13 protein-coding genes are annotated in these 14,658 nt (G+C 72.0%); 6 read left to right on the forward strand and 7 right to left on the reverse strand.

The window, feature by feature from the left end:
• The first annotated feature begins 1 nt into the window (after position 1).
• Both IEZ04_RS18290 and IEZ04_RS18295 read left to right on the forward strand, forming a co-directional pair.
• Positions 2 to 1,210 carry a dipeptidase gene (locus tag IEZ04_RS18290; protein ID WP_189217953.1) on the forward strand — a complete coding sequence of 403 codons (1,209 nt, stop codon included), beginning with the start codon at positions 2 to 4 and terminating at the stop codon, positions 1,208 to 1,210.
• A 146-nt stretch (positions 1,211 to 1,356) separates the two neighbouring features.
• Positions 1,357 to 2,526, forward strand: coding sequence for a dipeptidase (locus IEZ04_RS18295; RefSeq protein ID WP_189217954.1), 1,170 nt, complete (start codon positions 1,357 to 1,359; stop codon positions 2,524 to 2,526).
• Here the strand turns inward: IEZ04_RS18295 and IEZ04_RS18300 are convergent, their stop codons facing one another.
• Positions 2,527 to 2,931: a VOC family protein gene (locus IEZ04_RS18300; RefSeq protein ID WP_189217955.1), complete on the reverse strand. Its 405-nt coding sequence runs from the start codon at positions 2,929 to 2,931 to the stop codon at positions 2,527 to 2,529. It abuts the gene before it with no gap.
• 13 nt (positions 2,932 to 2,944) lie between these two features.
• Positions 2,945 to 3,313: a VOC family protein gene (locus IEZ04_RS18305; RefSeq protein WP_189217956.1), complete on the reverse strand. Its 369-nt coding sequence runs from the start codon at positions 3,311 to 3,313 to the stop codon at positions 2,945 to 2,947.
• Between the two features lie 102 nt (positions 3,314 to 3,415).
• Here IEZ04_RS18305 and IEZ04_RS18310 point away from each other — a divergent pair, with 102 nt between their 5' ends.
• Positions 3,416 to 3,916 (forward strand): CGNR zinc finger domain-containing protein, encoded by a 501-nt coding sequence (locus IEZ04_RS18310; RefSeq protein WP_189217957.1) that lies wholly within the window; start codon positions 3,416 to 3,418, stop codon positions 3,914 to 3,916.
• 109 nt (positions 3,917 to 4,025) lie between these two features.
• On the opposite strand, the gene IEZ04_RS18315 is transcribed toward IEZ04_RS18310, so the two are convergent.
• Positions 4,026 to 5,369, reverse strand: a complete 1,344-nt coding sequence (locus IEZ04_RS18315) for a UDP-glucose dehydrogenase family protein (RefSeq protein ID WP_189217958.1) — start codon at positions 5,367 to 5,369, stop codon at positions 4,026 to 4,028.
• Between the two features lie 206 nt (positions 5,370 to 5,575).
• Here IEZ04_RS18315 and IEZ04_RS18320 point away from each other — a divergent pair, with 206 nt between their 5' ends.
• Entirely contained in the window at positions 5,576 to 6,733 is a 1,158-nt protein-coding gene (locus IEZ04_RS18320) for an acyl-CoA dehydrogenase (RefSeq protein ID WP_268245673.1), read from the forward strand.
• A gap of 578 nt (positions 6,734 to 7,311) precedes the next feature.
• On the opposite strand, the gene IEZ04_RS18325 is transcribed toward IEZ04_RS18320, so the two are convergent.
• Positions 7,312 to 8,340 carry a glycosyltransferase family 2 protein gene (locus tag IEZ04_RS18325; RefSeq protein ID WP_189217960.1) on the reverse strand — a complete coding sequence of 343 codons (1,029 nt, stop codon included), beginning with the start codon at positions 8,338 to 8,340 and terminating at the stop codon, positions 7,312 to 7,314.
• A 129-nt stretch (positions 8,341 to 8,469) separates the two neighbouring features.
• On the opposite strand from IEZ04_RS18325, the gene IEZ04_RS18330 reads away from it, so the two are divergent.
• Positions 8,470 to 9,993, forward strand: coding sequence for an LCP family protein (locus tag IEZ04_RS18330; protein ID WP_444545452.1), 1,524 nt, complete (start codon positions 8,470 to 8,472; stop codon positions 9,991 to 9,993).
• A 30-nt stretch (positions 9,994 to 10,023) separates the two neighbouring features.
• On the opposite strand, the gene IEZ04_RS18335 is transcribed toward IEZ04_RS18330, so the two are convergent.
• The gene (locus IEZ04_RS18335; protein WP_189217961.1) at positions 10,024 to 10,572 is read right to left on the reverse strand and encodes an acyl-CoA thioesterase; all 549 of its coding nucleotides are present in this window, start codon (positions 10,570 to 10,572) and stop codon (positions 10,024 to 10,026) included.
• A 121-nt stretch (positions 10,573 to 10,693) separates the two neighbouring features.
• Between IEZ04_RS18335 and IEZ04_RS18340 the strand changes: the two genes are divergently transcribed.
• Positions 10,694 to 11,983, forward strand: a complete 1,290-nt coding sequence (locus IEZ04_RS18340) for an LCP family protein (RefSeq protein ID WP_189217962.1) — start codon at positions 10,694 to 10,696, stop codon at positions 11,981 to 11,983.
• Between the two features lie 72 nt (positions 11,984 to 12,055).
• On the opposite strand, the gene IEZ04_RS18345 is transcribed toward IEZ04_RS18340, so the two are convergent.
• Entirely contained in the window at positions 12,056 to 12,415 is a 360-nt protein-coding gene (locus IEZ04_RS18345; protein WP_189217963.1) for a four-helix bundle copper-binding protein, read from the reverse strand.
• Between the two features lie 143 nt (positions 12,416 to 12,558).
• Positions 12,559 to 14,370: an LCP family protein gene (locus IEZ04_RS18350; protein ID WP_189217999.1), complete on the reverse strand. Its 1,812-nt coding sequence runs from the start codon at positions 14,368 to 14,370 to the stop codon at positions 12,559 to 12,561.
• Between the last annotated feature and the right edge of the window lie 288 nt (positions 14,371 to 14,658).

Here is a 14,658-nt window from a genome sequence, read left to right on the forward strand (position 1 = left end):
GATGACCACCTTCGCCCCGGCCTCCTCGGCCTCTCCTTCGCTCGACCGCGCCCGGGAGCTGCTCGCCGCCTTCCCCGTCGTCGACGGCCACAACGACCTGCCCTGGGCGCTGCGCGAGCAGGTCCGCTACGACCTGGCCGCCCGCGACATCGCCGGCGACCAGAGCGCCCACCTGCACACCGACCTGGCGCGGCTGCGCGCGGGCGGCGTCGGGGCGCAGTTCTGGTCCGTGTACGTCCGCTCGGACCAGCCCGGAGCGGTCACCGCGACCCTCGAACAGATCGACTGCGTACGGCAGCTGATCGACCGTCACCCGGAGGACCTGCGGGCCGCGCTGACCGCCGCCGACATGGAGGCCGCGCGGGCGGAGGGCCGTATCGCGTCCCTGATGGGCGCCGAGGGCGGCCACTCCATCGACAACTCCCTCGCCACCCTGCGGCAGCTGTACGAGCTGGGCGTGCGCTACATGACGCTCACCCACAACGACAACGTCGCATGGGCGGACTCGGCGACCGACGAGCCGGGCGTGGGCGGCCTGTCGGCCTTCGGCCGCGAGGTCGTCAAGGAGATGAACCGGCTCGGCATGCTGGTCGACCTCTCCCACGTGGCGGCGACCACCATGCGGGACGCGCTCGACGCGTCCGTCGCGCCGGTCATCTTCTCGCACTCCTCCGCGCGCGCCGTGTGCGACCACCCGCGCAACATCCCGGACGACGTGCTGGAGCGGCTGCCCGCCAACGGGGGAGTGGCGATGGTGACGTTCGTGCCGAAGTTCGTGCTCCAGGCGGCGGTGGACTGGGCGAAGGCCGCCGACGACAACATGCGCGCCCACGGCTTCCACCACCTCGACACCACCGCCGAGGCGATGAAGGTCCACCAGGCCTTCGAGGAGACCCATCCGCGCCCGGTCGCCACGGTGTCCACCGTCGCCGACCATTTGGACCACATGCGCGAGGTCGCCGGCATCGACCACCTCGGCATCGGCGGCGACTACGACGGCACGGCGTTCCTCCCGGACGGCCTGAACGACGTCTCCGGCTACCCGAACCTGATCGCCGAACTGCTGGACCGCGGCTGGTCGGACACCGACCTCGCCAAGCTGACCTGGCGGAACGCGGTACGGGTGCTGGGCGCGGCCGAGGACGTGGCACGGGACCTGCGCTCCCGTACGGCGCCGTCGAACGCCACCCCGGAGCAGCTGGACGGCTGACGGCGGGCGGGGGCGTTCCGTGTCGCGGACGCCCCCGCGCGGCCGTACCCCGATCGGCCTCACCCACCGGGAACCCTCCCGGCCTCCGTGTCACGGTGACGGTACCGACGGTGCTGAGACGCACCGCCCACCCACGGAGTCCCGGCATGGCAGACCTCCAGGACGAACTGCGCACGACGACGGAGGTCGGTGCGCCCGATCCGCCGGCCGCCGCCCGGCCGGAGCGCGGCACGGGCCCACGCTCCGAGCGCGCGCGCCGTGCACCCGCGCTGACGACCGAGACACCCGTCGAGGCGCCCGTCGTCCCCGCCGACGTCGTGCAACGGGCCCACGCCCTGCTCGCCGCGCACCCCGTCGCCGACGGCTACAGCGGGCTGCCCAAGGCGCTCGCCCGGCTGCACCAGTACGACCTGGAGCTCGGCGAGCGCTCCATGGACACCGACGTGCCGCGGCTGCGCCAGGGACATGTGGGCGCGCTGTTCTGGGCGCTGCACCTGCCGGACGGGCCGGGCGGCGACCGCGCCGTCACCGCCGCCCTGGAACAGATCGACCTGGTCAAGAGGGTGGTGCAGGCCCACCCCGACGGGCTGCGGCAGGCCCGCACCGCCGCGCAGACCACCGACGCCCGCAACTGCGGCCGGACCGCCGTCCTCCTCGGACCAGCGGGGGCGACCGCGGTCGGCGACTCGCCCGCGCTCCTGCGCTGTCTGCACGCGCTGGGCCTGAAGGCGCTCACGCTGGCCGGCGTGTCCTGGGCGGGCGAGGCCGGGCTGACCCGGTTCGGCGAGGAGATGGTCCACGAACTGAACCGCCTCGGTGTGCTCGTCGACCTCTCCGGCGCGTCCGACGCCACGGCCGCGCGGGCGCTCGCCGTGTCCCGCGCGCCGGTGGTGTTCACCCGGTCGGCCGCCCGCGCGCTGCGCCCGCACCCGGCGAACCTCCCCGACGAGCTGCTGCTGCGGCTGCGCGCCGCCCGGGGCCTGTGCCTGGTGCCGCTCACCGCCGAGCAGACCGGCCCGTCCGTGCGGGACGTCGCCGACCACCTCGACCACGTCCGCGTGCTCGCGGGCCCGGAGTGCGTCGGCCTGTCCGGCACGTACGACTCCGGGGCCGCCCATCCGCAGGACCTCGGCGACGCCTCGTGCTACCCGCACCTGATCGCGGAGCTCCTCGTCCGCGGCTGGTCCGAGGACCACCTCGCCCTGCTCACCTGGGGGAACGTCCAGCGTGTGCTGCGTGGCGCGGACTTCGCGGCCCGGGCCGCCCAGCAGCGCAGACAGCCGTCGACGGCGCGGATCGCCTGGCTGGACGGGTAGTCACGCCGACCCGTCAGGGGATTCGATCCGGCAGAGGCAGAACGGGTGGCCCGCCGGGTCGGCGTACACCCGGAAGTCCTTCTTCACGTCGTCCTCCAGGTCCAGCGGCCGCGCACCCAGCGCCAGCACCTTCGCGTGCGCCGCGTCGACCTCCTCCCAGGTGCTCCCCGCGTCGAAGTCGAGGTGGAACTGCTGGGAGTTGAGGTCCGCGCGCGGCCACTCCGGCGGGGTGTGACCGGACGCCCGCTGGAAGGCGAGCCGCGGGCCGTCGGGGATCTGCAGGACGACCCAGTCGTCGTCCTCGGCGCGCGGCGTGCCGCCGCCGACCCGGGCGTAGAAGTCGGCCAGTGCGTGCGGATCGGGGCAGTCGACGACGACGTTGCGAAGACGTGCCACGGCTGTCATGGAACCTCCCGGCTCAGCAGGCGCAGAGGCAGAACGGGTGCCCAGCGGGGTCGGCGTAAACCCGGAAGCTCCGCGAGCGGTCCTCCGCGTCCAGCGGCTTGGCCCCGAGCCGCAGCACGGCCTCCTCGGCCGCGTCGAGGTCCGGCACGTCCAGGTCCAGGTGGAACTGCTGCGAGTGCTCGGGCGCGGGCCACCGCGGCGGTACGTACCCCGGCGCGAGCTGGAACGCCAGCGCCCGTCCGCCGGGCAGCCTCAGGTCGACCCAGTCGGCGCCCTCGTCGCCGTTCTCGAGAGTCCCGCCCAGAACCGCCCGGTAGAACCGGCCCAGCGCGACGGGGTCGGGACAGTCCAGCACCACCACGCCCAGTTCGGCGACAGCCATGACGTCCTCCTCGATGCTCGATGCCTGCGAACGGTTACCTGCAAGCACGGGTAACCGGTAACGGTTACTGCATGCTCCCGTACAAGGGGTAACGTCGCAAGCATGAGTGAGCGATCGCCCGCACCGGGAGGTCTGGCCCTGATCCAGTCCCTGGTGAACACGCTGGACGTGGAGACGGGTGCCGACTCGCTCGGCACGGCGGAGGGGCGGGCGCGCTACGGGCTGACGGTGGGCGAACTGCCGCGCGCCCGCGAACTCCGCGAGTCGCTCCGCGCGGCCCTGCTCGCCCACGCCGGCCACCCGCCGCACCGCGAGGTGACCCCGCTGGGCGAGCTGCTGTCCGGGGCGCCGCTGCTGGTCACGGTCGACGCGCAGGACGGCTCGGCGGCCCTCGCCCCCGCCGACGGGCAGCCCCTGCTCGACCGGGTCGCCGCGGCCGTCGCCGAGGCGCTGGTCGCCGGCACCTGGCTGCGGCTCAAGGCGTGCGAGGCCGCGGACTGCCTCTGGGCGTACTACGACCGCTCCCCGGCCGGACGCGGCCGCTGGTGCTCGATGCAGGTGTGCGGGGCCCGCGCGAAGATGCGCCGCTATCGGGCCAAGTAGCCGGAAGCGCGAAGGAACAGCACGGAGAAGAACAGGGAAGTGGTGCAGAATGCAGGACGGCGCCGGTCCGGCCGACTGAGCCTCGGCCGGACCGGCGCCCTGCCCGGCGTCAGGCGGTCGGCCGCCCCATCGCCCGGTACGTCCACCCCGCGCGGCGCCACAGCTCCGGGTCGAGGGCGTTGCGGCCGTCGAGGACCAGGCGCTGGGCCGCCACCCCGCCCAGCTCCTCCGGGTCCAGCTCGCGGAACTCCCGCCACTCGGTCAGGTGCAGCACGATGTCGGCGCCCCGCACCGCCTCCAGCGCGGACTCGGCGTAACCGAGCGTCGGGAAGACCCGCCGGGCGTTGTCCATCCCCTTCGGGTCGTACACCGTGACCTGACCGCCCTGGAGGTGGATCTGCCCGGCGACGTTCAGCGCGGGGGAGTCCCGTACGTCGTCGGAGTCGGGCTTGAAGGTGGCGCCGAGCACCGCGACCCGCTTGCCGAGGAAGGGACCGCCGCCGAGCGCGCGCCGGGCCAGCTCCACCATCTGGCCGCGCTGGCGCATGTTGATGGAGTCGATCTCGCGCAGGAAGGTCAGCGCCTGGTCGGCACCCAGCTCGCCGGCGCGCGCCATGAATGCCCGGATGTCCTTCGGCAGACAGCCGCCGCCGAAGCCGATGCCGGCCCGCAGGAACTTGGCGCCGATCCGGTCGTCGTACCCGATCGCCTCGGCCAGCTTGGCGACGTCGCCGCCCGCGGCCTCGCAGACCTCCGCCATCGCGTTGATGAAGGAGATCTTCGTGGCGAGGAAGGAGTTCGCCGACGTCTTCACCAGTTCGGCGGTGGGGAAGTCGGTCACCACGAACGGCGAGCCCTCGGCGACCGGCGTCGCGTACACCTCGCGCAGCAGCTTCTCCGCCCGCTCGCTGCGGACGCCGACCACGATGCGGTCCGGGTGCAGCGTGTCCTGGACGGCGAAGCCCTCGCGCAGGAACTCCGGGTTCCACGCAAGCTCGGCGTCCTCACCGGCGGGCGCGTGCTCGGCGAGGTACGCGGCCAGCCGGTCGGCCGAGCCGACGGGCACCGTGGACTTGCCGACGACCAGGGCGGGACCCGTCAGGTGCGGGGCGAGCGCGCTGACCGCGGCGTCGACGTAGCTCATGTCGCAGGCGTACTCGCCGCGTCGCTGCGGGGTGTTGACGCAGACGAAGTGGATGTCGCCGAACGCGGCCACCTCGGCGTAGTCGGTGGTGAACCGCAGCCGCCCGGTGGACCCCTCGATCCCCGCCACGTGCTTGCGCAGCAGCTCCTCGAGCCCCGGTTCGTACATGGGGACCTCACCCCGCCGGAGCAGCTCGATCTTCTCCGGCACGATGTCCAGCCCGAGCACCTCGAAGCCGAGCTCGGCCATGGCGGCGGCGTGCGTGGCGCCGAGGTAGCCGGTGCCGATCACGGTGATCTTGAGGGCCATGCGGTGCTCCTGGGGGAAACGGCTTGCACGTGCGGTGCCTGAGCATATCCGGGGCGTGCGCACACCCCTCAGGGGGCAGATTCCGCCCTGTCACCAAGCTCACGTGTCTGTCGTGCGAACAGCCCCCTAAGATGCTGGTTACTTAACGGTAGTTAGCGTCAGTGTCATGGCATCAGTGTCACAGCGTCCTGGGAGTGTGAGAGACCTTGGCCGGATCGGCTGATTTCGACCTGTACCGCCCGTCCGAGGAGCACGACATGCTCCGCGACGCGATCCGTTCCCTCTCCGAGGCGAAGATCGCGCCGCACGCGGCGGCCGTCGACGAGGAGGCCCGCTTCCCGCGGGAGGCGCTGGACGCGCTCGTCGCGAACGACCTGCACGCGGTGCACGTGCCCGAGGAGTACGGCGGCGCCGGCGCCGACGCGCTCGCCACGGTGATCGTGATCGAGGAGGTGGCGCGCGTCTGCGCCTCGTCCTCCCTCATCCCCGCCGTGAACAAGCTGGGCTCCCTCCCCGTCATCCTCTCCGGCTCCGAGGAGCTGAAGAAGAGGTACCTGGGCCCGCTCGCCAAGGGCGACGCGATGTTCTCGTACTGCCTCTCCGAGCCGGACGCGGGCTCCGACGCGGCCGGTATGAAGACCCGCGCCGTCCGCGAGGGGGACTCCTACGTCCTCAACGGCGTGAAGCGCTGGATCACCAACGCGGGCGAGTCCGAGTTCTACACGGTGATGGCCGTGACGGACCCGTCCAAGCGCTCCAAGGGCATCAGCGCGTTCGTCGTCGAGAAGTCGGACCCCGGCGTGTCCTTCGGCGCCCCGGAGAAGAAGCTCGGCATCAAGGGCTCCCCGACCCGCGAGGTCTACCTGGACAACGTCCGCGTCCCGGCCGACCGCATGATCGGGGAGGAGGGCACGGGCTTCGCGACGGCCATGAAGACCCTCGACCACACCCGCATCACCATCGCCGCGCAGGCCCTCGGCATCGCCCAGGGCGCCCTCGACTACGCCAAGGGCTACGTCAGGGAGCGCAAGCAGTTCGGCAAGCCGATCGCCGACTTCCAGGGCATCCAGTTCATGCTCGCGGACATGGCGATGAAGATCTCCGCGGCCCGCGCCCTGACCTACCAGGCGGCCGCCGCCTCCGAGCGCGGCGACGCGGACCTCACCTACCAGGGCGCCGCCGCCAAGTGCTTCGCCTCGGACGTGGCGATGGAGGTCACGACGGACGCGGTACAGCTGCTGGGCGGGTACGGGTACACGCGGGACTATCCGGTGGAGCGGATGATGCGCGATGCGAAGATCACGCAACTGTACGAGGGGACCAATCAGATCCAGCGAGTCGTGATGGCGCGGAACTTGCCGTAGACCTGGCGAAAGAGGTGAAGGGCGCTCGCATGCCGAGCGCCCTTCACTCCTTTCGGGCAATCGGCACACGGAACTCGGAGAGACTCGTGTGCCAGGCCCTGCTGTTTCGATGTGGCCGGGGACTTCCCGGCACACGGCGGTTGTCGTGCGCCACGCTGCTTTCGACCTGTGATCGCACCATCTTCAGCTGGGAACTTCCCTGAGGGCTGGAACTGGACGGTGAGCGACTCGGGTACGAGACCGAGCTGTCCGGCGGTCGGCTCGACCTCACCGAGGCGCGATCACACGGTTCGCGATCACTTCCATGGCCCACCGCCTGACACGACCATCCCGCTACTCACGGTGAAAGTGGCAGCGGGATGCTGGAATGCCGAGCGATCGCGCGTCGTCAAGCGGCCGGACACGCAGCAGCGACCGCGTCGGGCCCAGCCGCGCAACCGTCGGCCGTTCCCGTCCTCGCGGCTCGTTCGGATCGTGCCGCGGAGGTCTCGGGGCGTTCGACGAGGCGCCGGGCCGAGTACCACGGTCGTCACCGAACCCGGCTGCCGCGCTCGGTGGCAGGCGGGTCCGGCAGTTCTTCAGCCCTGGCCGAGCACAGCCGGCCGCCGCGACGCGATGACCCGCTTCGCCAGCGACTTCGGGCTGGTCAGGAAGCCGAAGCCCCACGACATGTGCATGGTGGCGAGGGCGACGGGGATCTGCAGGCGGGCCTTCAGGGGGAGGCCCTTGCCCGCGGGGAGCGAGCCCGCCACGATCGCCGCGAGGTAGCCGCCGGGGACGACGAAGCCCCAGGGGGTGAGGACCGCGCCCACCACGACGCCCGCCGCGATCGCGCACACCGCGGTCGGCGGGGCGAGGTACCGCAGGTTGATGGAGCCGGAGTGGTAGCGGGCGACCACGTGGCGCCAGCGGCCGTAGTCCTTGTACTGCTTGGCCAGCGCCTTCACGCTCGGCCGCGGCCGGTACGACACCCTGAGCTCGGGCGAGAACCAGATCAGGCCGCCCGCCTCGCGGATGCGGAAGTTCAGCTCCCAGTCCTGGGCGCGGATGAACTCCTCGTTGTAGCCGCCCTGTTGCTCCAGGGCCTCGCGGCGGAAGACCCCGAGGTACACCGTCTCGGCCGGGCCCGCCTGGCCGCCCGTGTGGAACGCCGCGTTGCCCACGCCGATCTTCGAGGTCATGGCGGCGGCGACCGCGTGCTCCCAGTCGTTCTCGCCCTCGGCGTGCATGATGCCGCCCACGTTCTGCGCGCCGGTCTCCGCCAGCAGCCGGACGGCCGTGGCGATGTAGTCCGGCGAGAGCATGCCGTGGCCGTCGACGCGGACGACGACGGGGTGGCGGGACGCCTTGATGGCAGCGTTCAGCGCGGCGGGCGTGCGGCCGGTGGGGTTGGGCACGGTGTGCACCCGCGGGTCCTCCGCCACCAGCTCGGCGGCGATCTCGTCCGTACGGTCCGTGGAGGGACCGAGGGCGATGACGACCTCCATCTCGCCCGCGTACTCCTGGGCGAGGATCGCTTGGACGGCGCCGCGCAGATGCCGCTCCTCGTTGAGGACGGGCATGATGACGGACACGGCGGGGAGCTGCACGTCGGGCATGGCGTTCATAGGACGCTCACGTTACCGCGAACGGGGGACACCGACGCGCGCCGCCCGGCCGGGAACATCATCCGCAGATCGTACGGGCCTACGGTGCTCAACGGACCCCACGGCCCCGTCCTCGCGGAGGTGTCCCCCGTGCCCGCACCGTCCCGCCGCCCCAGCCGCCCGCCCCGCCCGCAGCCCTCCCGGGACGCGCCCCGCCGCAAGGGCGCCCACGGCGTGCGCAACGGCGCCGACGGCGAGCGGCGGTCGCCCGGACGGCGCCGGACCGGCTGGACCATGCGGGTGGTGACCGCGCTGTCGGTGGTGGTGCTCGCCTCCGCGGGCGTCGGGCACGCGGTGCTCACCGGACTCGACGACGACATCGCCCGGGTCGATCCCTTCCGGGACATGAAGAACCGGCCCGAGGCGGGACACGGCATGAACGTCCTGGTCGTCGGCACGGACGGCCGCGACAGGATCGGCGCCGAGGAGCGGGAGAAGTACCGGCTCGGCGGCGAGCCCTGCCACTGCACGGACACGATGATGATCGTCCACATCTCCGCGGACCGGGAGCGCGCCAGCGTCGTGAGCCTGCCGCGCGACTCCTACGCCGAGGTGCCCCCGCACACCGACGCCACCACCGGCCGGCGGCACCGCACGCACCCCGTCAAGCTGAACGCGGCGTACGCGGAGGGCGGCCCGGAGCTGACCGTGCGCACCGTCGAGCACATGACCAAGGTGAAGATCGACCACTATCTGGAGATCGACTTCATCAGCTTCATGCGCACCGTGGACGTGCTCGGCGGTGTCGAGATCTGCACCGCGCAGCCGCTCAAGGACCCGGTCACCGACCTCGACCTGCCCGCGGGCGCGAACCGGCTGGACGGCGGACAGGCCCTGCAGTACGTGCGCTCCCGGCACGCCGACGGCTCCTCCGACCTCGGCCGGATGCAGCGCCAGCAGCGGTTCATGGCCTCGCTGATCGCCCAGGCCACCTCCTCCGGGGTGCTGCTCAACCCGATGCGGTTCCAGGACGTGATCCAGGCCGTGCTGGGTTCGGTGCGCGCGGACGAGGAGTTCGGCACGGACGAGCTGCTCGGTCTGGGGCGGGCGATGCGCACCTTCTCGCCCGCCTCCTCCGAGTTCACCACCGTCCCCATCGGGCGGATGGGCTACGCCGTGAAGGGCGTCGGCTCGACGCTGAAGTGGGACGAGCGGAAGGCGGCCGGCCTCTTCGCGGCCCTGCGCGCCGACCGGCCGCTCGCTCCCCACAAGGTGCGCCGCGGGAACGGGCCGGTGCGCGTCCCGGTGGCCCCGCAGCACATCCGGGTCCAGGTGGAGAACGGCACCACCGTCACCGGGCTCGGCCGGCGGATCGACGACGCGCTCGCGGCCACCGGGTTCCGTACGACGCGGACGCCCGTCAACTCGGTGGAGCGGAAGGTGACGCGCACGGTCGTCGCGTACGACCCGCGCTGGGACCGCTCGGCCAGGTCCCTCGCGGCGGCCCTGCCGGGCAGCGAACTGCGGGCCGTACCGAACCAGGGCCCGACGCTGAAGGTGATCGCGGGGTCGGACCTGGAGCGGGTGCGGCGGGTGCGGAAGGTACGGGCCGCGGGATCGCCCGTGGAGGCCGGAGCAGGGGTGGTGCGGGGGGACGAGGTGGCATGTTCGTAGCCGGCCCGGGCCCCGGCACCTCGGAGGTCGTCAGTCCTCGTGTCCCTCGGCCGCCCGCTGCTCCCGCAGTTCCATGATCGCCCGACGGCGGGCCAGCCGGTGGGTGCGGCGGATCTGGGCCTCCTGGTAGCGCCGCTTGTCCTGTCCGGTCTCCGGTGTCACCGGCGGCACCCGGCGCGGCTTGCCGTCGGCGTCCACCGCGGCGAAGACGAGATAGGCCGAGCCGACCTGCTGGGGCGGCGTCGACTCGTTCCAACGCTCGGCCAGGACCCGCACGCCCACCTCCATCGACGTGCGCCCGGTCCAGTTCACCTGCGCCTTCACATGCACCAGGTCACCCACCCGCACGGGCTCGAGAAAGGCCATCTCGTCCATGGAGGCGGTGACGGCCGGCCCTCCGGAGTGACGGCCGGCCACCGCGGCGGCCGCGTCGTCGACGAGCTTCATGATCACTCCGCCGTGCACCGTACCCAGCAGGTTGGTGTCGTTGTGGCTCATGATGTGGCTGAGGGTGGTACGGGATACTGAGGTCGGTTTGCCCGGAATGTCGGACTCCGGAGCTGGGGCCTGGTCTGTCATACCGTCCACTTTATGCCCGGGGCTCACGGGACCAGGCCGTGCATCAGCTCTGCAACAGCCGCGCTCCGGAATCACCGCGACCCTTGTACGGGACACCGTCACGCCCTGCACACTGGTCCGCATGAACGAGTGGCCCGAGGGACGGAACGGCAGCAACCGCGGCAGCGGATACGGTCGCGGCAGCGCGAACGAAGAGCCCGAGGGCGCGCGCGTGATGCGGCAGGTGCGACGCGGACCGGCGGGAGCTTCCCCGCAGGGCGCGCAGGGCGCAGTGCCGCCGCAGCAGTCGTACGACGCAGGGTACGGCGCCCGGCAGTCGTACGACAGTGGTTACAACACCGGACAGGTGTACGGGACGCCGAGCGGTCCGGGCGGCCCCGGCGGACCGCGGGGGGCGGGCGGGTACGGGCCCGGCGGCGGCCCCGCGCCCGACTGGCGCCGCCGCATCAAGCTGACGGCGATCACGGTGGTGACCGTGCTGCTCGTCACCGTCGTCGGCACGTACTTCTGGGCCGACTCCAAGCTCAACGGCGAGGTCGACCTGTCCAAGGTGATCGACCGGCCGGAGGCGGGCGACGGCACGAACTACCTGATCGTCGGCTCGGACAGCCGCGAGGGCATGTCCGACGAGGAGAAGAAGAAGCTGCACACCGGGTCCGCCGAGGGCAAGCGCACGGACTCGATGATGATCCTGCACACCGGTTCGAACGGCCCCACGCTCATCTCGCTGCCCCGCGACTCCAACGTCACCATCCCGTCGTTCGTGGGCTCCGAGTCCGGCAAGCGCTACGAGAGCACCGGCCGCCAGGTCAAGCTGAACGCGGCGTACGCGGAGGACGGCCCCGAGCTGCTGGTGCGCACCGTCGAGGCCAACACGGGCCTGCACATCGACCACTACGTCGAGATCGGCTTCGCGGGCTTCGCCAACATCGTGGACGCGGTCGGCGGCGTCGAGCTCGACATCCCCAAGGGCGGCATGAAGGACAAGAAGTCCGGCGCCGACTTCGAGGAGGGCACGCAGACGCTCGACGGCGAGCAGGCCCTCGCCTTCGTCCGCACCCGGTACGCCCTCGCGGGCAGCGACCTCGACCGCACGAAGAACCAGCAGAAGTTCCTCGCGGCCCTGGCCGACCAGGCGGCCACCCCCGGCACGGTCCTGAACCCCTTCAAGCTCTACCCGACGATGAGCGCGGGCCTCGACACCCTGATCGTGGACAAGGACATGGGCCTGTTCGACCTGGCGAGCATGTTCTGGGCCATGAAGGGCGTCACCGGCGGCGAGGGCACGTCCATGAACATGCCGATCGCGGGCAACGCCGCCAACGGCAACCTCCAGTGGGACACCGCGAAGGTGAAGCAGCTGGTGGAGGAGCTGAAGAACGACGAGAAGGTGACCGTCTCGGGCAACTGAGACCCGCGCTCCTGCGACCTGTACGTGCTCAGGGGCACCCGGCGGGTGCCCCTGAGCGCTGGGTGCCGGGGCTCAGGCCGTGGCACCCGCCATGGCGCGGCACATCGTCGCACAGCGACGACACGCCTCCGCACAGCGTTTGAGCTGCGGGTCGTCCGGCATGGACATACACGCCTCGGCGCACATGTCACAGGCCTGGGCGCACAGCCCGCACATCCGGGCCGACAGCGGCGAACGCCGCATCATCATGTCCGCGCACATGCGCGTCATCTCGGAGCAGTCCATCAGCGCGCGCATGATCTGCATCTGCTCCTGCCCGCCCATCTGCATGCAGGAGCTCATGGTCTCCTCGCAGACGGAGTGGCAGGTCATGCACGCCTCGACGCAGTCCTGCATCTCCTTGGTCATCGGGGTCATGGGCGTGGGCTGCATGGTTTCTCCTCGGGGACGGGGACCCGGGGCGGGTCCGCACCCTTCCGTCGTACGCCTCCCGGCCGCCCGCCGCCATCGGGCGGCCGGACAAGCTGAGCCGTGCGGGCGCGCACCCGCACGGCTCGGCTTGTCCGGACACGGCCTCACCAGGTGAAGTCGGGGTCCACCCTCATGCAGGCGCCCTCGTCCGCCCCGTTCAGCGCTTCCGCGGACCGGGGCATGGTGTCGTCCCTCTCCGCCACCTCGTACTCCGTCCCCTCACGCCAGTCGGCGCCCACCACCAGCGTCACTCCGCTGACGTCCGTGGACCGCTGGACCGCGCTCAGCGGAATGCCGAGCGCCCGGGCGACCGCCTGGGCGTCGCCCTCCAGTTCGGCACTGGGATAGCGCACCACGGTCTCGCTCACGGTCGTCATCGTCGTCCGGTCGGCCGTGGCCTTGACGAAGCCCATCCCGACGAGCGCCTCACCGACCTCCTCGGCCCGCCCGGGCACCGCGGCCGACGTGGAGGTGCCGGTGCCGTTCTGCACCAGTACGCCGATCTTCGCGTCCGGGGCGGCGGGGTCGGCGGGGGCGGTGGGGGTGGCAGAGGTGACGGGGGTGGCGGAGGTGGTGGCGTTCGGCTCCTGCGTGGCCTGCTCCGGGGTGCTCTGCTCCTGTGTGGCCCCGTCCTGGGGCGCCTTCTCCGCCGCCGTCTCCTTCTCCGCCGCCGTCTCCTTCTCCCCGTCCTTGCCGTCCAGCGCGATGTCCTCGCGGACCAGCCGGAACAGCTGATCGGCGTCCCCCTCCTTGGGGACGACCCGCGCGCCCAGGTACGTGTACGGCATCGTGGTCATCGTGATCCGCTCGGGCTCGACCTTCCGCAGCTCGGTGCTGAGGTCGTAGAGCGCTTTCACGGTGCCGAGCCCTGGGTCGACGGTGAGCGCCCGGGTCGCCTGCTCGGCCAGCCTGCGCAGCGCGTTCGGGTTGGTGATCGTGGCGTTGTCGCGCAGCTCGCGCACCATGGCGTTCATGTACTGGTGCTGAGCCTTGGCCCGGGCTATGTCGCTGCCGTCCTCGAACCCGTACCGCGTCCGCAGCCACTGCAGGGCCTGGACGCCCTGGATGTACGTGGTGCCCTTCTCCAGCCGCAGGCCCGAGCCGTGGCCCTGGCTGTCCTTGGAGTAGATGTTGGCGTCCACGCACACCGGCACTCCGCCGATCGCGTCGGCCATCGACACGACGCCCTCGAAGTCGACCATGACGAAGTGGTCGATGTGGATGCCGGTCAGTTCCTGCCAGGTGGCGACCGTGCAGCCGGGACCGCCGCGGCCGAGCGACTGGTTGGTCATCACGCGGCCGTCGGACGCCGGGTAGACGGTGCCGTCGTCCGGGTCGGTGCACTTGGGGATCTGTACGAGGGTGTCGCGGGGCATGCTGATCACCGAGATGTTGGTGCGGTCCGCGGACAGGTGCACCAGCATCTGGACGTCGGCGAGGGGCGTGCCGCCGAAGGTCTCGCGCGCCCCGCCGAGCTTCTGGTTCCCCTCGGTGTCCCGCGCGTCCGAGCCGATGACCAGGATGTTCAGCGGGGTCTGCCCGGCCGCGTTCGGCGCGGGCCGGGCGATCGCCGTGTCGCCGAGGTTCAGTACTTCCTTCCTGATGTTGCCGTTCAGGTGCTGGTAGTAGAGATAGCCGGCACCCGAGGTGCCGAGTATCAGAACCGCCAGAACCACCGCACACCAGCGCAGCACCCGCCGTCTCCGCCGCGGCCGCCCGGCGGCACCGCCCGACGCGTCATCGCCTCCGCCGGGGCCTGCGGTGGTGGGGGTCTCGGGGGGCGGGGTGTCGTCGGGTGCCGTGGGGGAGGGGGCGCCGTTCGGTGCTTCGGGCGCGGGGAAGGGGGGCGTCGTCGCGTCCGGGGCCGGGTCGGCGTCCGGGACAGGGTCGGCGTCCGGGACAGGGGTGCTCCCCACCGCGGCGTCAGGGGCGTCGGAGGTCGGGGCGGGCGCGGCGTTGGGGCCCGGGTCGGACTCCGTCTTCGGGGCGTGGCTGTCCTCCGCGTCGGGGGCGGTCCTCGCGCGAGGAACCGTTTCGTCAGTCGTGCTCGGGGCGGTCTCCGGCTCAGTGACCGGGGCGTCCCCGGTGTCGGCGCCGGTGTCGGTGCCGGAGGAGGGGCCGGTCTGCGTGTCGGAGGCCGGAGCGGTCCTTGCCTCGGGGGCCGGGCCGTCCTCCGTGCGCGCACCGGCCGGCGGGGAGGTGTC

Origin of the sequence: Streptomyces ruber (assembly GCF_014648075.1) — a bacterium.
Taxonomy (GTDB): domain Bacteria; phylum Actinomycetota; class Actinomycetes; order Streptomycetales; family Streptomycetaceae; genus Streptomyces; species Streptomyces ruber.